This window comes from Pseudaquabacterium pictum (assembly GCF_005403045.1).
GTDB lineage: Bacteria > Pseudomonadota > Gammaproteobacteria > Burkholderiales > Burkholderiaceae_C > Pseudaquabacterium > Pseudaquabacterium pictum.
In genome coordinates, this window is the sequence record NZ_BJCL01000009.1 from 201682 (window position 1) to 222505 (window position 20824).

Consider the following 20824-nt stretch of genomic DNA (forward strand, 5'->3'; position numbering starts at 1 on the left):
CTTGCTGTCAGCACCAGCCGGGCTGGATCAGAGACCGAGCTTGGCGCGGGTCTCGGCCTTCAGGTTGCCACCGGCATCCCAGCCACGGATCTCGTAGTACTTGGGCAGCATCTCGGGCAGCTTGCTCACCAGGCCCTTGGCCGGGCCGGTCTTCACCGCCTCGTTCATCAGGCGCTTGGGCAGGTTGTCGTCGGCGGCAGTGAAGCCGGCGCGGTTGTTGAAGTCGCGCTCCATGTTCCAGATGCGCTCGCCGATCAGCGACAGGTTCTCCAGCGTGAACTCGTCGCCGCAGGCGGCGGCCACTTGCGGCTGCACGTCGGCCAGGCCCCAGGCGAAGCTGGTGAAGATGCAGATGCCGGCGGAGTCGAACGCGGCGGTGGCGTCCTGGAAGGCCATCACCAGCTCGGGCTTGCCTTCGGACACCAGCGGATCGGTCTTGACCGGGATGCCCAGCACTTCAGACGCGACGGTGTAGCCGCGCAGGTGGCAGGCGCCACGGTTGCTGGTGGCGTAGGCCAGGCCCATGCCCTGGATGCCACGGCCGTCGTAGGCCGGAAATTCCTGGCCCTTGACGCTCATGCTCAGGTCGGGGTGGCCGTACTTCGCGGTCAGCCGCTTGCTGCCCTGGGCGATCTCCTTGCCGAAGCCCACGCCGTTGGCGGTCATGTCGGCCAGCTCGCACAGCGCCTTGGCGCTGCCGAACGGGGCGTCCAAGCCCAGCATGTCCTTGGTGATCACGCCCATCTCGTAGAGCTCCATCACCGCGCCGATGGTGGCACCGAAGGTGATCGGGTCCATGCCCTGCTCGTTGCAGATGGTGTTGGCGTACTGCAGCGCTTCCAGGTCGTTGACGCCGTTGGCGGCACCCAGGGCCCAGGCCGCCTCGTATTCCAGGCCGCCGGTGGCGCCCCAGTACTGCGGCTTGTTGACCACGCTGAAGTGCGTGGGGTCGATCTTGGAGATCCGGCCACAGGCGATGGTGCAGCCGAAGCAGGCCTGGTTGGTGACCAGCTGCTTCTTGCCGTCGCTCTCGCGCGGGGTGGCCATGGCTTCGGCGGAGATGTCCTTGGCGCCTTCGAACTGGCTGTCGCGGTGGTTGCGGGTGGGCAGCGCGCCGATCTCGTTGATCACGTTCATCAGCACCTGGGTGCCGTAAGTCGGCAGGCCCTGGCCGGTGACGGCGTTGTCGGCGAGGATCTTCTTCTTCTCGAAGGTGACCTTCATGAACTCCTTGGGGTTGGCGATGTTGCCCACGCCCTTGGTGCCGCGCACCGCGATGGCCTTCAGGTTCTTGCTGCCCATCACCGCGCCCACGCCCGAGCGGCCGGCCGCGCGGTGCAGGTCGTTCACCACGGCGGCGTACAGCACCTGGTTCTCACCGGCCAGGCCGATGGAGCTGACGCGCACCTGCGGGTCTTGCGCGGCCTTCTTCAGGATCTCTTCGGTCTCCCAGACGCTCTTGCCCCACAGGTGGCTGGCGTCCTTCAGCTCGGCGTGGTCGTCCTGGATGCTCAGGTAGACCGGCTTGGGCGACTTGCCTTCGAAGATGACCATGTCCCAGCCGGCCATCTTCAGCTCGGCGCCCCAGTAGCCGCCCGAGTTGCTGCAGGCGATCGCCCCGGTCAGCGGGCCCTTGGTGACGACGGTGTAGCGGCCGCCGGTGGAGGCCATGGTGCCGGTCAGCGGGCCGGTGGCCCAGATGATCTTGTTGTCGGCCGACAGCGGGTCGGTCTTGGCGTCCATCTCTTCCACCAGGTACTTGGTGGCCAGACCACGCGAGCCGAGGTACTGCTTGGCCCAGGTCATGTTGAGCGGCTCGGACGTGACGGTGCCGGCGCTGAGGTTGACGCGGAGGATTTTTCCTGCCCAGGACATGTGTGTGCTCCTTGAAGCTTGAAGATCAGACGCCGGGCTGGTTGCCGAGCTTGTCGGCCCAGGCGGCCATCTTGTTCAGGCCGGTCCAGTTGGCGTCGATGTAGGTGATGGCGCCGGTGGGGCAGGCCTCGGCGCAGGCGGGCTCGCCGCCGCAGAGGTCGCACTTCTGCACCTTGCCGGTTTCCTGCACATAGTTCACCGTGCCGAACGGGCAGGCGATGGTGCAGACCTTGCAGCCCACGCAGGTGGATTCACTGACCACCTTGGCGCCGGTGGCCTTGTCGACCGTGATGGCCTCCACCGGGCAGGCGTGCAGGCACCAGGCCTCGTCGCACTGGGTGCAGGTGTAGGGCACCTTGCGGCCGGTGTGGTGGAAGTCGAACACCTTGATGCGCGACTTGGCCGGCGCGTAGGTGCCGTAGTTCTCGTAGGAACAGGCCATCTCGCATTGCAGGCAACCGGTGCATTTCTCCGGGTTGATGTGCAGGCTCTTCTGCATGGTGTTCTTCTCCGCAGGGGCTGGGTGGAGGTTGAGGCGCCCGCCCGCGCGCCATGCGCAGACGTCGGCTTATGCAATGATCTGCATAGCCGGCTGCGGCAGGTACCTGGGCGAAACCCTAGTTCAGCCGCGGAAAACCGGCCGGCTGTCCCAGCCTGAGACGTCCGACCGGTGGCGATGAGAATGGTTTGCGTTCGCCGGCCTGGGCGGCCTGTGCGAACCGTCATCCCGTGCGGCGGCGGGCCGGCTTCGGGGCGCCTGGCGCCTCGCCGTCGGGCAGGTTCCAGTGCTGGCGCGCGGCACGCATGACCAGGGTCTCGCCGTCGGCCAGGCGGCCATCGGCACGTGCGGTGGCCAGCGCCAGCCGCAACACCGTCTGCTGGAGCGCGGGGTCGGAGACCTCCGCCATCAGCCGGGCCAGGGCGCCGTCATCGATGTGGTCCAGGTAGGCGCCGACCTGCGCGCCGCCCGCCAGCAGTTCCTCGCTCAGCGTGTAGACGATGTGCGGCAGCAGGTGCGGCTCCAGCCCGAGGGCTCGTTCGGCGCCCAGCGCCCGCAGCACGGCGACCTCGGCACTGCACATCTGGCCGTCGGCGATGAGGACCAGCGCGACGATGCGTGCGGCCGCTTCCGGGCTGTTGCGGGGGTAGCTGCGCATGGTGGGGTGCGGGTGGCGAGGGGTTGAGGAGGGCGGCAAAACCAACGACTGTGCCGCCGCCTCGCCATCGGAAGAAGCTGCCGTTTCAAGACGGACACTTCCGGAAAGCCGAAGCGTTCAGTCGCGCCGCAGCAGGTCGCCGAAGACGGCGTGCGCGCCGTCCCGGCGGTCGGCGCCCGGTGCGTCGTAGAGCACCAGCCATTGCGTCTTGCCGCCGGGCAGGCCGGGCGGCAGCTGGCAGATGGCTTCCGCCCGGTTGGTGCCGCGCCCGTGCGGCAGGGGCACCGAGGTGACCAGGGCGTCCTCGAAGCGCACCGGCTCGAGGTTGGCGGCCAGGGCCTGCCGGGCGGCCGGCCACTTGAAGAGCCGGATGTCGCCGTTGAGCACCATCGTCGGGCCGGCCAGGATGAACAGGTCGTCGCCGGCAAAGTGCAGGTCACGCACGCCCAGGCCATCGAGCTGCAGGAAGTGCTTGCGCACCAGCGTGCCCTTGCCGTCCAGCGGCACCAGGCGCAAGCCACCGTCATGCGCCTCGACTTCGATCTCGAGCACCGCGGACCAGCCCCGCAGCACCGGGCCGCGCAGGCCCAGCAGCAGCCGGCGGCCATCGACGGCCAGGCCCTCGATGTCGAAGCCGTTGTCCTTGCCCGGGATCGCCATGTAGGGGCCGATGTGGGGATCGTCCGCCAGGGCGCGGGTCAGCAGGTTGTGGCGGGCGTCGCCCGCCAGGCGCAGCGCCTGGCGGCCGTCCTGGGCGCGCCGCACCAGGCAGGGTTGGCCCTGGGCGTCCAGCTCGATCGGCAGGCAGGCCAGCAGGCGGCGGTTGCTGTCCAGCGCTGTCTTGGCCAGCCGCTTGGCGTTGTCGGCATGGCTGCGGTCGGGCTTGGCGTTCTTGCGCTTCAGCCCGTGGGAGCCGACCACCCACAGGTACCCGTCGGCCACGGCCATGCCTTCCAGATCGGCTTCCTCGCCGTCCTCGCCCGGCAGGTCCAGCAGACCGTGCAGCGGGAAGTCGCGCACCTCGCCGAAGCGCAGTGTTTCCGCGCCGACGGGGTCGAGCCGGCGCAGGCGGTCCAGGCCGCAGGCTTCATCGCCGGCCACCCAGAGCCAGTCGCCGGTGAAGGCCGCCCCGGAGAGGTTGGACTGCACCAGGGAATCGGCCGCGAACTCCAGGCGGACAGCGTTTGCGGAGCGGGCTTGGGGCATGGCAGGTCTCCAGACAGGTGACCCAGGATACGCCGGCCCGCCACGCGTCAACCGTCAACCGTCAACCATCAACCGTCACTTGCCCGCGTTGGGAAAGAACAGCTGCTCGCCGCCGATCTTGTAGCCGGCGATGCTGGCCTGGCCGGCCGGCGACACCACCCAGTCGGCAAAGCCCTGGGCCAGCGCCTGCTTCACATGCGGGTGCTTCGCCGGGTTGACCACCATCACACCGTACTGGTTGAACAGCCGGGTGTCGCCCTCGACCAGGATGGCCAGGTCGGCGCGGTTCTTGAAGTTCAGCCAGGTGCCGCGGTCGGCCAGCACATAGGCGCCGGTGGAGGCGGCGATGTTCAGCGCCGGGCCCATGCCGCAGCCGCATTCCTTGTAGCCTGCGGGCTTGGTGGCGGCGATGTCGGTGCCGGCAGCCTTCCAGTAACGCAGCTCGGCGGCGTGGGTGCCGCTCTTGTCGCCACGGCTGACAAACGCCGCGCCGCTGGTGCCCACCTTCTGCAGCGCGGCGGTGATGTCCTTGCCGCGCGTCTTGGCCGGGTCGGCGGCCGGGCCGATCAGCACGAAATCGTTGTACATCACCGGCAGGCGCTTCAGGCCGAAGCCATCGGCGACAAACTTCTCCTCGGCGGCCTGGTCGTGCACGAAGACGATGTCGGCATCGCCGCGGCGGGCGGTGTCCAGCGCCTGGCCGGTGCCCAGGGCCACCACCCGCACATCGGTGCCAGTGGCGGCCTTGAAGGCCGGCAGCAGGTGGGCGAACAGGCCCGACTGCTCGGTGCTGGTGGTCGAGGCCATCACGATGAAGTTGCCCTGCGCCAGCGCCGGGCCGGCCAGCGCGGCCAGCGTGGCATTCACCAGCAGGGCCAGGGCAGTGCGGCGCAGCAGGCGGGCGGGGTTGGTCATCAGGTCCATGGCAGTTCTCCCTTGAGGAATTGCGCCGCCTCGGGCGGCAGATCGGTGCGGTGGAAGAAGTCGTCCACCGGCAGGTCGGCCAGCAGGCGGCCGGCGTCCAGGTACAGCATGCGGTTGGCCAGGCGCTTGGCCTGACCCAGGTTGTGGGTGCTCATCACCAGGGCCATGCCGGCCTGGCCGAAGGCGTCGATCAGCTGCTCCACCTCGCGCTTGGCCGACGGGTCCAGGCTGGCGGTGGGCTCGTCGAGGAACAGGATGTCGGGCTGCACCGCCCAGGCCCGCGCCAGCGCCAGGCGCTGCTGCTGGCCGCCCGACAGGCTGCGCGCCGGCTGGTCGGCTTTGGCCTGCAGGCCCACGCGCTGCAGCGCGCCGTCCACCCGCGCCGCCCGCTCGGCCGCCGGCACGCCGGCCAGCCACAGCGCCAGCTGCAGGTTGCGCCGCACGCTGAAGTGCAGCAGGAAGGGCCGCTGGAACAGCATGGCGGTGACCGGCGGCCGCCCGCCGACACGGCCACCATCGCCGAGCTGGCGTTGCCCGCTGCTGGGCGGCAGCAGGCCGTTGAGCAGGCGCAGCAGCGTGGTCTTGCCCGAGCCGTTGGCGCCCACCAGGGCGATGCGGTCGCCGCGGTGCACCTGCAGCGTGATGTCGCGCAGGGCCACCTGCGCACCGAAGCAGACGCCAGCCTGGCGCAGCGCCAGCAGCAGCGGAGCGGCAGGCGCTGGCGCGGCGGCGCCGGACAGGCCCGGCGCCATGCGCGGTGGCAGGCCGGTCACGCCGGCGCCCCGGCGGCCACCGGCAGCGCCGCCGCGCCGCGCCGCTGCAGCAGCCCGGCGGCCAGGTTGATCACCGCCACCACGCCCAGCAGCACCAGGCCCAGGGCCAGGGCCAGCGGCAGATCGCCCTTGCTGGTCTCCAGCGCGATGGCGGTGGTCATCACCCGGGTGACACCGGCGATGTTGCCGCCGACGATCATCACCGCGCCCACCTCGGCCACCGCACGGCCGAAGGCGGTCAGCAGCACGGTGCCCACCGCCAGCCGCGCATGGGCCAGCAGCAGCAGGGCCGACAGCAGCTTGCCGGCGCCCATGGCAGCCAGTTCGTCGCCGCCTTCGCGCAGCGCATCGGCCACCAGCTGACGGGCCAGCGCGGCGATCAGCGGCACCACCAGGATGCTCTGCGCGATGACCATGGCGGTGGGGGTGAACAGGATGCCCCAGCTGCCCAGCGGGCCCGAGCGCGACAGCAGCAGGTAGACGACCAGCCCGACCACCACCGACGGCAGCGCCAGCAGCGTGTTCAACACCCCCACCACCGCCGCATGGCCGGGGAAACGGGCCACCGCCAGCCAGGCCCCCAGCAGCAGGCCGAAGCCCGCGCCCAGGGCGCAGGCGGTGGCGCTGACACGCAACGACAAGGCGACGATCTGCCACAGCGTGGCGTCGGCCTGGGTGATGAGCCCCAGCGCAACGCTGAAGCTGTCGGAAAACGCATTCATCAGGAAGGGAAGCTCGGGTGCGGGTGGCCGGCCGCGATTCTTGCCGCTACCGGCACGGGCCGCGATATGCATGCACCTGCATATCCACCGCGGCAGACCGGGGCGCACGGCATGATGGCGGGCATCCACCACCCAACCGGACGACCGATGCTCGACCTGCACTACGCCCCCGGCAACGCCAACCTGGCGCCCCACATGCTGCTGCACGCGCTGGACCTGCCGCACCGACTGGTGCTGGTGGACCGCGGCAGCGATGCCCACAAGGGCCCGGCCTACCTGGCACTGAACCCCAACGGCCTGATCCCGGTGCTGGTGGACGGCGACCTGGTGCTGTACGAGACGGCGGCCATCTGCCTGCACCTGGCCGACCAGCGGCCCGGGCATGGCCTGCTGCCCGCGCCGGGCACCGCCGCCCGCGGCGAGGCCGTGAAGTGGCTGGTGTGGATGGCCACCACGCTGCAGACCACCCTGATGCACCACTTCTACCCGGCGCGGGTGCTGGGCGACGCCTACCTGGCCGACCACCCCGACGTGACCGCGCATGTGTCGGCCCACGCGCAGCAGCAGGTGGGCATGCTGCTGGGCCAGATCGAGGCGCAGCTGGCGCGCCACGGCGGCGACTGGCTGCTGCCTGGCGCCGGCCCCACCGTGCCCGACTACTACGGCCTGATGCTCTGCCGCTGGACCCGCGGCTTCCAAGGCGATGCCTCGCCGCCGGCGCGCACCCGGCCGGGGCTGGCGCCCTGGTTGCAGCGCCTGCTGGCGCGGCCCGAAGTGCAGCGCACCTGGGCGGCCGAGGGGCTGCAGGCGCCGTTCATCTGACCGCGGGCGCCGTCACCAGCCGATGGCCTTGGGCAGCCACAGCGCGATCTGCGGGTAGAAGAACACCAGGGCCAGCGTCAGCGCCTGCATCGCGATGAACGGCACCACGCCCTTGTAGATGTCGCGGATGGTCACCTCCGGCGGCGCCACGCCCTTCAGGTAGAACAGCGCCCAGCCGAACGGCGGCGTGAGAAAGCTGCTCTGCAGGTTGACGGTGATCAGCATCGCCAGCCACACCGGATCCACGCCCTGGTTGATCAGCACCGGCAGGAACAGCGGCACCGCGATGTAGCTGATCTCGATCCACTCGATGAAGAAGCCGAGCACGAAGATCAGCGCCATCATGAACCAGATGTCGCTGTTCACGCCGCCGGGCAGCCACTCGAACATCCGCACGATCAGGTCTTCGCCATGCAGGCCGCGGAAGGCCAGCGCAAACACCTGCGCCATCATCAGGATGAACATCATGATGGCGGTGATCTTGCTGGTCTCCAGCGCCACCTCCTTCAGCACCTGCCACTTGAAGCGGCCCGCGCCGATGGTGATCAGGATGGCGCCCACCGCGCCCATCGACGCGGCTTCCGTCGGCGCGGCGATGCCGCCCACGATGCTGCCCAGCACCGCCACCACCAGCATGATCGGCGGCACCACCACCTTCCAGAAGCGCACCCACAGCTGCTTGCGGCTGACGGCATCGCGCTCGGCCTGCGGCAGCGGCGGCATCAGGTCGGGCTTGAGCATGCCCAGCACCAGCAGGAAGATGATGTAGACACCGGCCAGCAGCAGCCCTGGGCCGACGGCGGCGGCGAACAGCGTCCCCACCGACAGCTGCATGATGTCGGACAGCAGGATCAGGATCAGGCTGGGCGGGATGATCTGGCCCAGCGTGCCGCTGGCGCAGATCGCACCGCAGGCGATGGACTTGTCGTAGCCGCGGCGGATCAGCGTGGGCAGGGTCAGCAGGCCCAGGGTGATGATGGTGGCGCCGACGATGCCGGTGGTGGCGCCCATCAGCACGCCGAACAGGATGATGCCCACGCCCATGCCGCCGCGCACGCCGCCGGCGATGTGGCCCATCACGTCCAGCAGGTCGTCGGCCAGGCGGGATTTCTCCAGCATCACGCCCATGAAGACGAACAGCGGGATGGCCATCCACTGGTAGCCCGCCACCACGCCGTAGATGCGCGCAGGCAGCAGGTTGAACAGGCTGTCGCCGAAGCCCAGATAGCCGAACAGGAAGCCCACCGTGGCCAGCGTGGTGGCCACCGGCACCCCCAGCATCAGCAGCACGAAGAAGCCGACCAGCATCAGGATGGCGTAGGTCTGCGGCTCAAACATGGCCCGCCCCCAGGCGCTGCTTCTCGACCAGCACCAGCTTCAGCAAGGCGCCCACCGTCTGCAGCGCCAGCAGGCCGAAGCCGACCGGGATCAAGCCCTTCACCGCCCAGCGGAACGGGATGCCGCCAGGGTCGGCCGATGTCTCGTTGATGGCGTACGACTGCGCCACGTAACCCAGCGACAGCTTGATGAACAGCAGCGCAATCAACAGCAACAGCCCCAGGGACACGAGGTTGACGACGAACTTGGCGCGCGGTGAAAAGTCGGCGTAGAACACATCGACCCGCACGTTGTCGCCGCGCTGGATGGCATGGCTCATGCCCAGCAGGATGACGGCGGCCAGCAGGTGCCATTCCAGCTCCTGCGACCACACCGAGCCGAAGCTCAGGCTGTAGCGCAGCAGCACGTTGACGGCCACCAGGCCGATCATGGCCAGACAGAGGTACAGGGTGGCGCGGCCCACCGCATCGATCAAACCCTCGATGCGGCGGACCACGGCGGCAGCCGCGGTGTTCATGGACAGTCCGCCGGGTTCAGCCGCGCACCTTGATGTGGTACGCCTCTTCGCTCACCTCGCTCCAGCGGTCGTACTTGGCCTTGAAGGCCATGTAGGAGTCGTGCACCTTCTTGGTCAGCGGGTCCTTGGCGGCGGCCTCGGCCAGCACCTTGTCGGTCTCGGTGCGCAGGGCCTTGATCACCGAATCGGGCAGCGGCCGGGCGATCACGCCCTGGTTCTTGATCAGGTCGTCCATGGCCTCGCTGTTGTGCTTCTGGCACCAGGCCTCGCCGATCACGTTGCAGGCCGCGGCGGCGTTCTGCACGATGGCCTTCAGGTCGGCGGGCAGCTTGTCCCAGGCGGCCTTGTTGATCAGCAGCTCGCTCACCGTGGCCGACTCGTGCCAGCCGGTGGTGTAGTAGTACTTGGCCGCCTTGTGCAGGCCCAGGCGCCGGTCCTGGAAGGGGCCGACGAACTCGGCCGCGTCGATCACGCCGCGCTCCAGCGCCGGGAAGATCTCGCCGCCCGGCAGCACCTTCACGTCCACGCCCAGGCTGGCGTACACCTTGCCGGCCAGGCCGGGGATGCGCATCTTCAGGCCCTTGAGATCGGCGACATCCTTGATCTCCTTCTTGAACCAGCCGGTCATCTGCACGCCGGTGTTGCCGCAGGCCATGGCCACCATGCCGAAGGGCGCGTAGACCTCGTTCCACAGCTCCTGGCCGCCGCCGTCGTACAGCCAGCCGTTGATGCCCTGGAAGTTCAGGCCGAAGGGCACGGCGGTGAAGTACTGCGCCGCCGCGCTCTTGCCGGTCCAGAAGTAGCTGTTGGCATGGTTCATCTCCACCGTGCCGGCACGCACCGCGTCGAAGCCCTCGAAGGCGGGGATCAACTCACCCGCGCCGAAGACCTGGATGTTCAGCCGGCCGTTGGACATCTCGCGGATGCGCTTGGCCAGGTCGGTGGCCGAACCGGGGCCATCCATGTAGAACGGCGAGCCCTTGCCATAGGCCGAGGTCATCTTCCAGTTGAAGGTGGTCTGGGCCGAGACGATGGCCGGGGCGGCCAGGGCGGCACCGGCGATGCCGGCCTTCAGTGCAGTGCGGCGGGTGTTGTGCATGGCGCTGGCTCAGTACGTCTTGTAGGGCAGGAACTTGCCGCTCATCGTGATGGCCACGCGGTCGCCCATCGGGTTGGCCTCGCGCTGCAGGTCCATCTTGAAGTCGATGGCGCTCATGATCCCGTCGCCGAACTCTTCATGGATCAGTTCCTTGAAGGTGGTGCCGTAGACGCTGATCAGCTCGTAGAAGCGGTAGATCAGCGGATCGGTGGGCACGCTGGTGGGCAGGCTGCCCTTGTAGGGCACCACCATCAGCCACTTCTTCTCGTCGTCGGTCAGGCTGAAGATCTCGGCCAGCACGCCGGCCTGCTCGGCATTGAAGGTCATCTGGCCCAGGCAGCCGGCGGTGACCCACTCCTTGCTGAGGCCGACCTTGGCGGCGATGTCGGACCACTTCAGGCCCTTGGCGACCTTGGTGGTGATGATCTTTTCGGTGACGTCGAGACGGGACATGGTTCAGGCCTTTCGTTGCATGGGCAGCACGTTGGGTGCGGTGGGGGAGAAGTCGGGCGGCTCGGTGGCGCCGTCCAGGCCGGGGCACACCTCGGGCGGGTGGGCCGGGGCGCGGCCGTGGCTCAGGTCCTTGGAGCGCGCCACCAGGAAGTCGACCAGGTGGTTGCGGATGCGGTAGTACTGCGGATCGTGGTGCAGCGTGGCGCGTTGGCGGTCGCGCGGCATGGTGTTGCGCACGATCTCGGCCACGCGCGCCTGCGGGCCGTTGCTCATCAGCAGGATGCGGTCGGCCAGCAGGATGGATTCATCCACGTCGTGGGTGATCATGAACACCGTCTGCCGCGTCTCGGCGCAGATGCGCAGCAGCTCGTCCTGGATGGTGCCGCGCGTGAGCGCATCCAGCGCGCCGAAGGGCTCGTCCAGCAGCAGCATGCGCGGCTGGATGGCGAAGGCGCGGGCGATGCCCACCCGCTGCTTCATGCCACCGCTCAGTGCGCTGGGCTTCTTGTCGATGGCGCCTTGCAGCCCGACCATGGCCACGTACTTCTCGACATGGGCATCCACCCGGTCGGCCGGCCAGTCGGGCCACTTGCTGCGCACCGCGAAGGCGATGTTCTTGCGCACCGTCAGCCAGGGCATCAGCGCATGGCCCTGGAACACCACGCCGCGCTCCAGCCCGGGGCCGGCCACCTCGCGGCGGTCCATGAACACATGGCCTTCGCTGGCTGTCTCCAGCCCGGCCAGCACGTTCAGGATGGTGGTCTTGCCGCAGCCGCTGTGGCCGATGATGCAGACGAACTCGCCCTCGTGCATGCCGAAGTTGACACTGTCGAACACCGGCTCGCTGGCGCCGGGGTAGGTCTTGGCGAGACCTTCGACGGTCAGGAAGACATCATCAGTCCGCATAGGTCACCGCCTTCTGCAGCCGCGCGAACATCAGGTCCAGCAGCATGCCCACCACACCGATCACCAGGATCGCGAAGATCACGTTGGGCAGGCTCAGGTTGTTCCACTCGTTCCACACGAAGTAGCCGATGCCGGTGCCGCCCACCAGCATCTCGGCGGCCACGATCACCAGCCAGGCGATGCCCATGCTGATGCGCATGCCGGTCAGGATGGTGGGCGCCGCGGCGGGCAGGATCACCTCGAAGGCGCGGCGGATCGGCTTGACCTCCAGGGTGCGCGCCACGTTCAACCACTCGCGCCGCACACCGGCCACGCCGAAGGCGGTGTTGATCAGCATCGGCCACACGCTGCAGATGAAGATCACGAAGATGCCGCTGATGGCCGAGTCCTTGATCGTGTACAGCGCCAGCGGCATCCAGGCCAGCGGGCTGATGGGCTTCAGCACCTGGATGAACGGGTCCAGCGCCTTGTAGGCCAGCGGGCTCATGCCGATCAGGAAGCCCAGCGGGATGGCCACCGCCATCGCGAGCAGGAAGCCCAGGCCCACCCGGCCCAGGCTGTGGGCCAGCTGCACGCCCAGGCCCTTGTCGTTGGGGCCGTTGTCGTAGAACGGGCGCGACAGGTTGGCCACCGCCGCGTCGGCCATCTGGCCCAGCGTGGGGAAGCCGCTCTTGCTGGCTGCTGGGGCGGCGCCGGCCGTCGGGTCCTTGCCCATCAGCTTGGCGTACTCGATCTGCTCGGGCGTCAGCGTGGTGGCCGGGCCGGCCACCGCCGCCGGACGCAGCGTGGCCAGGTGCCAGATGCCCAGCAGCAGGCCCAGGATCAGCAGCGACAGCAGGCTGGCCTTGGCCCGGTCGCCCAGGCCGGTGGCGCGGGTGGCTGCCATGTCAGGCCGCCTTGCTGATCGGGAAGCTCTTCAGGTAGGCATCGGGCTGCGCCGGGTCGAACTCCTTGCCCATCACCTTGAACTTCTTGTAGGCGCCGTCGGGCACCGCCTGGCCCAGGGCCTTCATCTGCTTCTTGGCGTCGGTCAGCAGGAACACCTTCTCGGCCACCTGCTTGTAGTTGACGTCGCCCTTGAGGTAGCCCCAGCGCTTCATCTGGGTGAGCATCCACACGGCCATGCTCTGCCAGGGCACGGGGTCGAAATCGGCACGCTCGGGCACGTTGCGCACATTGCCCAGGCCGTCGGCGAACTTGCCGGTCAGCACCTGGGTGAGCACCGCCTCGGGCTGGTTGAGGTACTGCGCCGGGCTGATCACCTTGGCGATCAGCTCGCGGTTCTTGGCCTCGCGGGCCATGGCCGCGGCGGTGAGCACGCTGCGGAACAGCGCGGCGAAGGTGTTGGGGTTCTGCTCGATGAAGGCGGTGGGCACGCCGAAGGCGCAGCAGGGGTGGCCGTCCCAGATCTCGCGGCTCAAGATGTGGATGAAGCCCACCTCCTCGAACACCGCGCGCTGGTTGAACGGATCGGGGCCGAGGAAGCCGTCGATGTTGCCGGCGCGCAGGTTGGCCACCATCTCGGCCGGCGGCGTCACCCGCAGCTGCACATCGGTGTCGGGGTTGATGCCGGCCTCGGCCAGGTAGTAGCGCAGCAGGAAGTTGTGGATGCTGTAGTCGAACGGGATGGCGAACTTGAAGCCCTTCCAGTTCTTCGGATCCCGGTTGGTCTTGTGCTTGTTGGCCAGCACGATGGCCTGGCCGTTGATGTTCTGGATCGTCGCCACATTCATCGGCATCGCGGCCGAGCCCAGACCCAGGCTGATGGCCACCGGCATCGGGCTCAGGAAGTGCGTGGCGTCGTACTCCTTGTTCATGATCTTGTCGCGGATCAGCGCCCAGCCCGCCGTCTTCTGCAGCGACACGGTCAGCCCCTGCTGGCGGTAGAAGCCCAGCGGGTCGGCCATGATCAGCGGGCTGGCGCAGGTGATGGGGATGAAGCCGATCTTCAGGTCCTTCTTCTCCAGCGCGCCCTTCTCCTGGGCCATGGCCTGCAGGCTGGTGAGTGCACCGGCAGGCAGGGCGGCGGCGATGGCGGCCATCGCGCTACGGCGGCCCACCGCCTTCAGGAAGGCACGGCGCACCGGCTCCTGCGGGAAGATGGCCTTGATCAGGCTGGCCTCCATGAACTGGCGGCCCATGGTCTCGGTGTCGGGCAGCGTGGCGGCGCCGTGCTCGGTGGGCGCGTGGTCGGCGCCGCAGCTGCAGCGCAGCATCAGCGGGCGGTCGGCGTCGTAGGGGTCGTAGGCGCTGGCAGCGGTGGCGGGCGGGGTGGTGTCGTCGCGCATGGGCAGGCTCCTGGATCTGGTGACCATGCTAGGAAGCAGGAAGCATGCGCACCATCGCGGGCCCGGTGGTTCTGTTGTGGGGCCGGCGTGGCGGCGTGTAGGGCTGGCCCTACAAGGGATGCGGGTGGCACCGGATGGCCGGCTTCTTGCTGCCTGCCCCAGCGCCATGTCCACCACCACCCACCACGCCCCCGCCACCCCGCCGCGCGAAGAGCGGGTGGACTGGCGCGCCCAGGAGATGCTGCTGCTCAGCCAGGTGATGCGGGGTGTAGGCCGCAGCGTGGACAGCCAGGCGGTGCTGCGCGAGATGCTGCACCTGATGAGCGAGCTGCTGGGCCTGAACCGCGGCCGCATCGTGCTGGCCGACGAGGCGGTGCCGCGCGGCCAGCCGGTGGCCAGCCGCATCCGCCATGCCTACGGGCTGACACGCGAGGAAGTGGCCCGCGGCACCTACGGCCCGGGCGAAGGTGTCACCGGCCGGGTGCTGGGCACCGGCCAGCCGGCGCTGGTGCAGGACGTGGATGCAGAGCCGGCCTTCCTGTTCCGCTGCGTGCCGCGCGAGCGGCTGCCGCCCGAGACGGTCGCCTTCATCGCGCTGCCGATCGAGGTGGACCGGGTGACCATCGGCGTGCTGGCCTGCCACCGCATCCGCAGCCGTGGCCGGCAGCTGGCCGACGATGTGGCGGTGCTGGGCATTCTGGCGTCACTGGCCGGGCGGCTGCTGCAGCTGGAGCAGCTGGTGGCCGCCACCACCCGCGGGCTGGAGGAGCGCAACGCCCAGCTCACCGAGGCGCTGCACAGCAGTGCGGCGCGCTACGGCATCGTGGGCAGTGCGCCGCCACTGCTGCGCGCCATCGGCGCGCTGGAGCGGGTGTCGTCGGCCAGCGCCAGCGTGCTGCTGCTGGGCGAATCGGGCACCGGCAAGGAGCTGTTCGCCCGCGCCCTGCACCTGGCCAGCCCGCGGCGGGATGGGCCGTTCATCAAGATGAACTGCGCCGCCATCCCCGAAACGCTGTTCGAGAGCGAGCTGTTCGGCCATGAGCGCGGCGCCTTCACCGGCGCCCAGGCCGAGCGTGCCGGCTGGTTCGAGCTGGCGCATGGCGGCACCATCTTCCTCGACGAGATCGGCGAGCTGCCGCTGCCGCTGCAGACCAAGCTGCTGCGCACGCTGCAGGAGGGCACGGTGCTGCGCCTGGGCGCCAAGCGCGAACGCCGGGTGGATGCCCGCCTGGTGGTGGCCACCCACCGCGAGCTGGCGCAGGAGGTGGCCGCCGGCCGCTTCCGCCGGGATCTGTATTACCGCCTCAATGTGATCCCGATCCGCCTGCCCACGCTGCGCGAGCGGCCGCAGGACATCCCGCTGCTGGTGGCGCACTTCCTGCACCGCGCCAACCAGGCGCACCAGCGCAACGTGATCCTCACGCCCGAGGCGGTGGCGCTGCTGGCCGCCCACCCCTGGCCCGGCAACATCCGCGAGCTGGGCAACCTGGTGGAGCGCCTGGTGCTGCTGAGCGAGGTGCCGCTGGCCGGCGTGGCCGCCGTCACCCGGCTGCTGCAGGGCGACGATGCTGCGGACGCGCCAGAGGCCCTGCCGCTGGCTGCGGCGGGTGCCGCGCCGGTGGAGGCCATCCCGCTGGTGCGCGACTACCGCCCGGCCGATTCCCACACGGCCCGCACCCTGGCCGATGCCCTGGCCCGCCATGGCGGCAACCGCACCCGCGCTGCGGCGGCGCTGGGGCTGACGCTGCGGCAGTTCAGCTACCGGTGCCGCAAGCTGGGGTTGTGAGACGCGGAGCCAAAGCAGTGCCAGGCAGGGCGGCTGTTGGACAGAGGGTCAAGCTCCACTGGCGAGCTTGGCGCTGACCAGGCGGTTCAGGCTGACGCCCTGCTCGCTGGCTTCGATGGCCAGGCGGCGGTGCTGCTCCGGCGGGATGCGCACCTTGAACTCGCCGCTGTAGCGGCGGTCCGCCAAAGGCACGGGCACCGGCTCGCCATGGGCGGACATGTCGCGCACGCAGTCGGCCACGACGCTGCGAATGCCGGCCAGGGCTTCAGCGGGTGTGGCGGCCAGCCAGGACAGCGACGGGAACTCGGCGCACAGGCCCACATGCTCGGCATCCTCGGCAGACCAGGTGACGCGGTAGGTGTAGTGGTCAGAGTTCATTGCCTTGCCCTTTCAACTTGGCGATCGCCTGCAGCACTTGCCGCACCTGGTAGGCCTTGGCCTTCCCCTTGTCGTTCTGGATGTTGACCCGGGGGTCGCCGGCCCATGGTGTCTTGAAGACCGCGTGGCTGGAGCCGGACTGCCTGGCTGCGCCAAAGAAGTGTTCACACACGCTGACAAGGTCAGCAAAGCGCACACCGCCCGGCGACGACTCCATCTGCGCGAGGACCTTGACGATGTTCGCCATGGCTGAAATGGTGTCACTATTGACACCAATCGTCAATGCTCCGGCGCGCAAGGCAAGGCCCGCACCGCCGCGCAAGCCGCCAAGCTTTGTCGACATTGATCGACAGATTGTTGACATTCTGAAAGCCCATCCAGGCGTCAGTCGTATCCGCCTTCCGCCAAAACCCCAACCACGACAAGCACTTGGCTGCGCACCAGCCCGCCGCTGCACCCTGGCACAGCCATTGCGCTGCATCAAGCACCCACCCCCACCCAGGAGCTTGCTGCGATGACCCCCTCTCCCGTCCTGATCAGCCCCGCCGACCTGCAGAGCCTGATGGCCGCCGAGCCCACGGTGCTCATCGACACCCGCGATGCCGACACCTACGCCGCCGGCCACCTGCCGGGCGCCGTCAACATGCGCGAGATCTTCACCTTCCTGGCCAGCAGCACCGCCGAGGGACTGGAGGCGCTGAAGTCCAGCTTCGTCCAGGCCTTCGGCGCTGCCGGCCTGAGCGGCGCAGAGACCGCGGTGTTCTACGAAGACGCGCTGAACACCGGCTACGGCCAGAGCTGCCGCGGCTACTACCTGCTGACCTGGCTGGGCTACCCCAAGGTCAAGGTGCTGGCCGGCGGCTTCCCGGGCTGGAAGGCCGCGGGCGGCGAGGTGAGTACGGCCCCCGCCACGCCGGTGGCCGCCACGTTCCCCAGCATGCCGACCGCCGACGTGATGCTGACCAAGGACCAGATGCTGGCCGCCCTGGGCCGGCCCGACATCACCCTGCTCGACGTGCGCGACATCGATGAATGGACCGGCGAGAGCAGCAGCCCCTACGGCAAGGACTTTGCGCCGCGCAAGGGCCGCCTGCCGGGCGCCAAGTGGATCGAGTGGTACCGCTTCATGAAGCCCACCGGCGCCGGCCCGGTGATGAAGAGCCCGCTGGAGGTGCAGGCCGAATGCGCCACCGCCGGCATCGCGCCCACTGACACCGTCTACCTCTACTGCTTCAAGGGCGCCCGCGCGTCCAACACCTTCCTGGCGCTGAAGCAGGCCGGCTTCAGCGACGTGCGCATGTACTTCGGCTCGTGGAACGAGTGGTCGCGTGACCCCGCGCTGCCGATCGACGACAGCCTGCCGCTGGCCGGCAGCGCGCTGAAGAAGGCCGCCTGAGCCGCCACCCAATCCATTCCAACACCCCCTGGAGACCTGCCTGATGTCCGCCGTGATCGAACCCACCACCGTGAAGACCCACCTGCGCCCCATCGACCGTGACGGCCTGATGGCCTTTGCCGCCGCCGGCCGCGGCAACCCCGCCAAGCGCGGCACCAACAAGGTCAAGACGGTGATGGAAGGCCAGTACCGCTCACTCAGCTACGTGGGCGACCACGCGCCGGTGGTGGTGGACGAGCCGCTGCACCTGTTCGGCGAGAACACCGCGCCCGCGCCCGGCGAGATCGTGCTGTCGGCGCTGGGCGGCTGCCTGGCGGTGGGCATCACCGCGGTGGCCACCTGGAAGCAGGTGCCGCTGTCGAAGCTGGAGCTGTTCTTGGAAGGCGACATCGGCAACCCCGCGGCCTGGGGCGCGGGTGGTGCCGAGATGCTGCCGCCGCAGATGGGCTTCCAGGCCATCCGGGTGAAGGTGGTGATCGAGGGTGACGCGCCGCGCGAGGTGCTGGACGAGATCGTGAAGCACGCCAACTTCTATTCGCCGGTGGCCAACAGCATGCGCAACCCGATCGCCTTCGACATCGGCCTGGCCTGACAGGGAGACGGCACCATGGGCGCGCCTGAACAACTGCCGCTGCCGCTGGTGGAGGCCGTGCGCGTCATCGCGCAGGGCCCGCTGGCCGACGCTGCCGAAGCCATCGACCGCGGCAGCTACCCGCGCCACATCCTGCAGGCGCTGGGCGCGGCCGGGGCCTTCAGCGCCCACCTGGGGCCGGGCATGGCGGCGGGCGACTTTGCCGCCGCCATCCGCGCCAGTGCGGCGGTGTCGCAGGTGTGCGGCGCCACCGGCTTCATGGTGTGGTGCCAGCAAGTCTGCGGCTTCTATCTGCAGCAGGCCGCCAGCCCCACGCTGCAGCGTGAGCTGCTGCCGCTGCATGCCACCGGCGCCCGCCTGGGCGGCACCGGCATGAGCAACCCGATGAAGGCCTATGCCGGCATCGAGCCGCTGCTGCTGAAGGCCCGCCGGGTGGACGGCGGCTGGTGCATCAACGGCACCCTGCCCTGGGTCAGCAACCTGGGGCCCGACCACTATGCCGGCGTGCTGGCGGGGGTGGATGGCGAGGCGGGCGCCGCGCCCACCGAGGTGATGTTCCTGCTGCGCTGCGACGCGCCCGGCGTGGAGCTGCGCACCTGCCCCAGCTTCAGCGCGATGGAGGGCACCAACACCTGGGCGCTGCGCTGCACCGACCTGTTCGTGCCCGATGCGGATGTGATCGCCCACCCGGCCAAGCCGCTGATCGGCCGCATCCGCGCCGGCTTCATCCTGCTGCAGTGCGGCTTTGGCCTGGGCGTGACCCAGGGCGCCATCGACGCGATGTGGCAGGTGGAGCCCGCGCTGGGCCATGTGAACTGCTTCCTGGAAGACCGGCCCGACAGCCTGCAGACCGAGCTGGACGCGCTGTGGGCCCGGGTGGAGACCCTGGCCGCCACGCCCTTCGACACCAGCACCGACTACTTCATCAACGTGCTCGACGCCCGCGCCCATGCCAGCGAGCTGGCGCTGCGCGCCGCGCAATCCAGCCTGCTGCATTCAGGCGCGCGGGGCTACCTGCTGTCCAACGGCGTGCAGCGCCGGGTGCGGGAATCGCACTTCGTCGCCATCGTCTCGCCGGCCATCAAGCACCTGCGCAAGGAGATTGCGCGCTTGTCGGCCGCGGAGATGCCGGCATGACGGACGCGCTGCAGGCCCTGCCGTGGCGGCAGTTCATCTGCCGCGTGTGTGGATTGATCTACGACGAGCGGCTGGGTGATGCCGACAGCGGCCTGGCCGCCGGCACCCGCTTCAACGACATCCCCGACGACTGGGCCTGCCCGATCTGCGGCGTGGGCAAGGCGGATTTCGAGCCGCACGAGCCCGTGGCCATGGCCCGTGCCGCCAGCGCGCCGGCGGTGGCCATCGCCCCGCGCCAGGCCGGCATCGTGGTGGTGGGCGCCGGCCGCGCCGGCTGGCAGGTGGTGCAGGCGCTGCGGGCGCAGGGCTGCACCGCCCCCATCAGCATGGTGGCCGCCTGCAGCGGCGATGTGTACGACAAGCCGCAGCTCAGCGTGGCCATGGCCCGGGCGCTGCCGCTGGCCGGCCTGGTGCGTGAGACGGCCGCCGCCGCCGCCCGGCGCCTGGGCGTGCACCTGTTGGCCGACACCCATGCGGTGGCGGTGGACCTGCCCGGCCGCCGCCTGCGCACCACCCGCGGCACTCTGCGCTGGCAGGCCCTGGTGCTGGCCCACGGCGCGGCACCGGCGCTGCCACCCGAACTGCCCGCCGCCCAGGTGTGGCGGGTGAACGACCTGGCGGCCTACCGCCGGCTGCGCGCCGCGCTGGACGGCGGCCCGCAGCGCCTGGCCATCGTCGGCGCCGGCCTGGTGGGCTGCGAGCTGGCCAATGACCTGGCGCTGGCCGGCCACCAGATCCACCTGCTGGATGTGCAGGCCCAGCCGCTGGCGGCGCAGCTGCCACCGGCCGCCGGCCAGCGCCTGCTGGCCGCCTGGGCCGGGCTGCCGATCCAGTTCATCGGCGGCGCGCGGGTGACCGGCATGGCCGCCGCCGACGGCCCCGGCCCGCGCTGGCAGCTGACGCTGGCCGGCCAGGCCGAGCCGCTGCAGACCGGCCAGGTGCTGCGCGTGGACCAGGTGCTGTGCGCCACCGGCCTGCGCACACCCGGCCGGCTGGCCGCCAGCGCCGGCCTGGCCTTCGACACGGCCGCCGGCGGCATCACCGTGGATGGCCGCAGTGGCGCCACCAGCCAGCCGGGCATCTATGCGCTGGGGGATTGCGCGGTGGTGGATGGGCGCGCCAGCCGGTACATCGAGCCTATTGCGCGGCAGGCCGCCGCCATCTCGGCGCATATCCTGGGACTGCCGCTGCCGGACGGTGCCCCGCCGCCGATGCCGCTGCTCCGTGTCAAGACCTCGGCGCTGCCGATCACGCTGAAGTGGCACGGCAGCGGCGCCGGCACTTGGCAGACCACCGTAGACACTGCCGACGAGTTGCGCCTGCTGCAGCATGACGCGCGGGGCGCCCTGCTGGCTACGCTGCTGGCACGTCGACCTGGCGGCGAAATCGGTAACCTAGGCACCGTCGTCTGACCATGTAGGTAAGGCTGGCTTTCGGCCTAACACTACGCGGCAA

The 20824-nt window shown here is 69.7% G+C and carries 22 protein-coding genes; 6 read left to right on the forward strand and 16 right to left on the reverse strand.

Annotated elements, in window-relative coordinates; genetic code table 11:
• Window positions 1–27: 27 nt before the first annotated feature.
• From FFT10_RS17795 to FFT10_RS17825, 7 genes are all read right to left on the reverse strand, one after another.
• A complete protein-coding gene (locus FFT10_RS17795) occupies window positions 28–1875 on the reverse strand; it encodes an aldehyde ferredoxin oxidoreductase family protein (protein WP_137734198.1) in 1848 nt (615 codons plus the stop codon).
• Window positions 1876–1900: 25 nt separating this feature from the next.
• Complete coding sequence (locus FFT10_RS17800) at window positions 1901–2374, reverse strand: 4Fe-4S dicluster domain-containing protein (protein WP_137734199.1); 474 nt, start codon at window positions 2372–2374, stop codon at window positions 1901–1903.
• Window positions 2375–2597: 223 nt separating this feature from the next.
• Window positions 2598–3032, reverse strand: a complete 435-nt coding sequence (locus tag FFT10_RS17805) for a tellurite resistance TerB family protein (RefSeq protein WP_137734200.1) — start codon at window positions 3030–3032, stop codon at window positions 2598–2600.
• A gap of 117 nt (window positions 3033–3149) precedes the next feature.
• Window positions 3150–4238, reverse strand: a complete 1089-nt coding sequence (locus FFT10_RS17810; RefSeq protein WP_137734201.1) for a DUF3616 domain-containing protein — start codon at window positions 4236–4238, stop codon at window positions 3150–3152.
• Between the two features lie 75 nt (window positions 4239–4313).
• Window positions 4314–5162 (reverse strand): ABC transporter substrate-binding protein, encoded by an 849-nt coding sequence (locus FFT10_RS17815; RefSeq protein ID WP_137734202.1) that lies wholly within the window; start codon window positions 5160–5162, stop codon window positions 4314–4316.
• A complete protein-coding gene (locus FFT10_RS17820) occupies window positions 5153–5935 on the reverse strand; it encodes an ATP-binding cassette domain-containing protein (protein ID WP_306446576.1) in 783 nt (260 codons plus the stop codon). The genes FFT10_RS17815 and FFT10_RS17820 overlap by 10 nt, the downstream gene beginning before the upstream one ends.
• Entirely contained in the window at window positions 5932–6657 is a 726-nt protein-coding gene (locus tag FFT10_RS17825; RefSeq protein WP_137734203.1) for an ABC transporter permease, read from the reverse strand. Before FFT10_RS17825 ends, FFT10_RS17820 begins: the two co-directional genes overlap by 4 nt.
• A 147-nt stretch (window positions 6658–6804) precedes the next feature.
• On the opposite strand from FFT10_RS17825, the gene FFT10_RS17830 reads away from it, so the two are divergent.
• Window positions 6805–7479 (forward strand): glutathione S-transferase family protein, encoded by a 675-nt coding sequence (locus FFT10_RS17830; RefSeq protein ID WP_137734204.1) that lies wholly within the window; start codon window positions 6805–6807, stop codon window positions 7477–7479.
• 12 nt (window positions 7480–7491) lie between these two features.
• Here the strand turns inward: FFT10_RS17830 and FFT10_RS17835 are convergent, their stop codons facing one another.
• From FFT10_RS17835 to FFT10_RS17865, 7 genes are read right to left on the reverse strand one after another with little or no spacing between them, the layout of a single operon-like run.
• Window positions 7492–8817: a TRAP transporter large permease gene (locus tag FFT10_RS17835; RefSeq protein WP_137734205.1), complete on the reverse strand. Its 1326-nt coding sequence runs from the start codon at window positions 8815–8817 to the stop codon at window positions 7492–7494.
• Entirely contained in the window at window positions 8810–9334 is a 525-nt protein-coding gene (locus FFT10_RS17840; RefSeq protein WP_137734206.1) for a TRAP transporter small permease subunit, read from the reverse strand. Before FFT10_RS17840 ends, FFT10_RS17835 begins: the two co-directional genes overlap by 8 nt.
• Window positions 9335–9350: 16 nt before the next feature.
• Window positions 9351–10433: a TRAP transporter substrate-binding protein gene (locus FFT10_RS17845; RefSeq protein WP_137734207.1), complete on the reverse strand. Its 1083-nt coding sequence runs from the start codon at window positions 10431–10433 to the stop codon at window positions 9351–9353.
• Window positions 10434–10442: 9 nt separating this feature from the next.
• On the reverse strand, window positions 10443–10886 hold the full coding sequence (cynS, locus tag FFT10_RS17850; protein ID WP_137734208.1) for a cyanase: 444 nt from the start codon (window positions 10884–10886) through the stop codon (window positions 10443–10445).
• 3 nt (window positions 10887–10889) lie between these two features.
• Entirely contained in the window at window positions 10890–11792 is a 903-nt protein-coding gene (locus FFT10_RS17855; protein WP_137734209.1) for an ABC transporter ATP-binding protein, read from the reverse strand.
• Window positions 11782–12678 (reverse strand): nitrate ABC transporter permease, encoded by an 897-nt coding sequence (gene ntrB / locus FFT10_RS17860; protein WP_137734210.1) that lies wholly within the window; start codon window positions 12676–12678, stop codon window positions 11782–11784. Before ntrB ends, FFT10_RS17855 begins: the two co-directional genes overlap by 11 nt.
• A 1-nt stretch (window position 12679) precedes the next feature.
• Window positions 12680–14080, reverse strand: a complete 1401-nt coding sequence (locus FFT10_RS17865; RefSeq protein ID WP_137734211.1) for a CmpA/NrtA family ABC transporter substrate-binding protein — start codon at window positions 14078–14080, stop codon at window positions 12680–12682.
• 166 nt (window positions 14081–14246) lie between these two features.
• On the opposite strand from FFT10_RS17865, the gene FFT10_RS17870 reads away from it, so the two are divergent.
• Complete coding sequence (locus FFT10_RS17870) at window positions 14247–15866, forward strand: sigma-54-dependent Fis family transcriptional regulator (protein WP_137734212.1); 1620 nt, start codon at window positions 14247–14249, stop codon at window positions 15864–15866.
• Between the two features lie 48 nt (window positions 15867–15914).
• On the opposite strand, the gene FFT10_RS17875 is transcribed toward FFT10_RS17870, so the two are convergent.
• Complete coding sequence (locus FFT10_RS17875; protein WP_137734213.1) at window positions 15915–16244, reverse strand: type II toxin-antitoxin system HicB family antitoxin; 330 nt, start codon at window positions 16242–16244, stop codon at window positions 15915–15917.
• Window positions 16234–16587 carry a toxin HicA gene (locus FFT10_RS17880; protein WP_228027165.1) on the reverse strand — a complete coding sequence of 118 codons (354 nt, stop codon included), beginning with the start codon at window positions 16585–16587 and terminating at the stop codon, window positions 16234–16236. The genes FFT10_RS17875 and FFT10_RS17880 overlap by 11 nt, the downstream gene beginning before the upstream one ends.
• A gap of 171 nt (window positions 16588–16758) precedes the next feature.
• Here FFT10_RS17880 and FFT10_RS17885 point away from each other — a divergent pair, with 171 nt between their 5' ends.
• The 4 genes from FFT10_RS17885 to FFT10_RS17900 are packed head-to-tail and all read left to right on the forward strand — an operon-like array spanning window position 16759 to window position 20781.
• Window positions 16759–17640, forward strand: a complete 882-nt coding sequence (locus FFT10_RS17885; protein WP_137734214.1) for a sulfurtransferase — start codon at window positions 16759–16761, stop codon at window positions 17638–17640.
• Between the two features lie 43 nt (window positions 17641–17683).
• The gene (locus FFT10_RS17890) at window positions 17684–18232 is read left to right on the forward strand and encodes an OsmC family protein (protein WP_137734215.1); all 549 of its coding nucleotides are present in this window, start codon (window positions 17684–17686) and stop codon (window positions 18230–18232) included.
• Between the two features lie 15 nt (window positions 18233–18247).
• The gene (locus FFT10_RS17895; protein WP_137734216.1) at window positions 18248–19369 is read left to right on the forward strand and encodes an acyl-CoA dehydrogenase family protein; all 1122 of its coding nucleotides are present in this window, start codon (window positions 18248–18250) and stop codon (window positions 19367–19369) included.
• Window positions 19366–20781 (forward strand): FAD-dependent oxidoreductase, encoded by a 1416-nt coding sequence (locus tag FFT10_RS17900; protein WP_137734217.1) that lies wholly within the window; start codon window positions 19366–19368, stop codon window positions 20779–20781. Before FFT10_RS17895 ends, FFT10_RS17900 begins: the two co-directional genes overlap by 4 nt.
• Window positions 20782–20824: the final 43 nt, after the last annotated feature.

Bases quoted from the DNA above. Each gene is read 5' to 3' on its own strand.
- FFT10_RS17795 (WP_137734198.1), bottom strand. From the start codon at position 1,875: ATGTCCTGGGCAGGAAAAATCCTCCGCGTCAACCTCAGCGCCGGCACC.
- FFT10_RS17800 (WP_137734199.1), bottom strand. From the start codon at position 2,374: ATGCAGAAGAGCCTGCACATCAACCCGGAGAAATGCACCGGTTGCCTG.
- FFT10_RS17805 (WP_137734200.1), bottom strand. From the start codon at position 3,032: ATGCGCAGCTACCCCCGCAACAGCCCGGAAGCGGCCGCACGCATCGTC.
- FFT10_RS17810 (WP_137734201.1), bottom strand. From the start codon at position 4,238: ATGCCCCAAGCCCGCTCCGCAAACGCTGTCCGCCTGGAGTTCGCGGCC.
- FFT10_RS17815 (WP_137734202.1), bottom strand. From the start codon at position 5,162: ATGGACCTGATGACCAACCCCGCCCGCCTGCTGCGCCGCACTGCCCTG.
- FFT10_RS17825 (WP_137734203.1), bottom strand. From the start codon at position 6,657: ATGAATGCGTTTTCCGACAGCTTCAGCGTTGCGCTGGGGCTCATCACC.
- FFT10_RS17830 (WP_137734204.1), top strand. From the start codon at position 6,805: ATGCTCGACCTGCACTACGCCCCCGGCAACGCCAACCTGGCGCCCCAC.
- FFT10_RS17835 (WP_137734205.1), bottom strand. From the start codon at position 8,817: ATGTTTGAGCCGCAGACCTACGCCATCCTGATGCTGGTCGGCTTCTTC.
- FFT10_RS17840 (WP_137734206.1), bottom strand. From the start codon at position 9,334: ATGAACACCGCGGCTGCCGCCGTGGTCCGCCGCATCGAGGGTTTGATC.
- FFT10_RS17845 (WP_137734207.1), bottom strand. From the start codon at position 10,433: ATGCACAACACCCGCCGCACTGCACTGAAGGCCGGCATCGCCGGTGCC.
- cynS (WP_137734208.1), bottom strand. From the start codon at position 10,886: ATGTCCCGTCTCGACGTCACCGAAAAGATCATCACCACCAAGGTCGCC.
- FFT10_RS17855 (WP_137734209.1), bottom strand. From the start codon at position 11,792: ATGCGGACTGATGATGTCTTCCTGACCGTCGAAGGTCTCGCCAAGACC.
- ntrB (WP_137734210.1), bottom strand. From the start codon at position 12,678: ATGGCAGCCACCCGCGCCACCGGCCTGGGCGACCGGGCCAAGGCCAGC.
- FFT10_RS17865 (WP_137734211.1), bottom strand. From the start codon at position 14,080: ATGCGCGACGACACCACCCCGCCCGCCACCGCTGCCAGCGCCTACGAC.
- FFT10_RS17870 (WP_137734212.1), top strand. From the start codon at position 14,247: ATGTCCACCACCACCCACCACGCCCCCGCCACCCCGCCGCGCGAAGAG.
- FFT10_RS17875 (WP_137734213.1), bottom strand. From the start codon at position 16,244: ATGAACTCTGACCACTACACCTACCGCGTCACCTGGTCTGCCGAGGAT.
- FFT10_RS17880 (WP_228027165.1), bottom strand. From the start codon at position 16,587: ATGTCGACAAAGCTTGGCGGCTTGCGCGGCGGTGCGGGCCTTGCCTTG.
- FFT10_RS17885 (WP_137734214.1), top strand. From the start codon at position 16,759: ATGACCCCCTCTCCCGTCCTGATCAGCCCCGCCGACCTGCAGAGCCTG.
- FFT10_RS17890 (WP_137734215.1), top strand. From the start codon at position 17,684: ATGTCCGCCGTGATCGAACCCACCACCGTGAAGACCCACCTGCGCCCC.
- FFT10_RS17895 (WP_137734216.1), top strand. From the start codon at position 18,248: ATGGGCGCGCCTGAACAACTGCCGCTGCCGCTGGTGGAGGCCGTGCGC.
- FFT10_RS17900 (WP_137734217.1), top strand. From the start codon at position 19,366: ATGACGGACGCGCTGCAGGCCCTGCCGTGGCGGCAGTTCATCTGCCGC.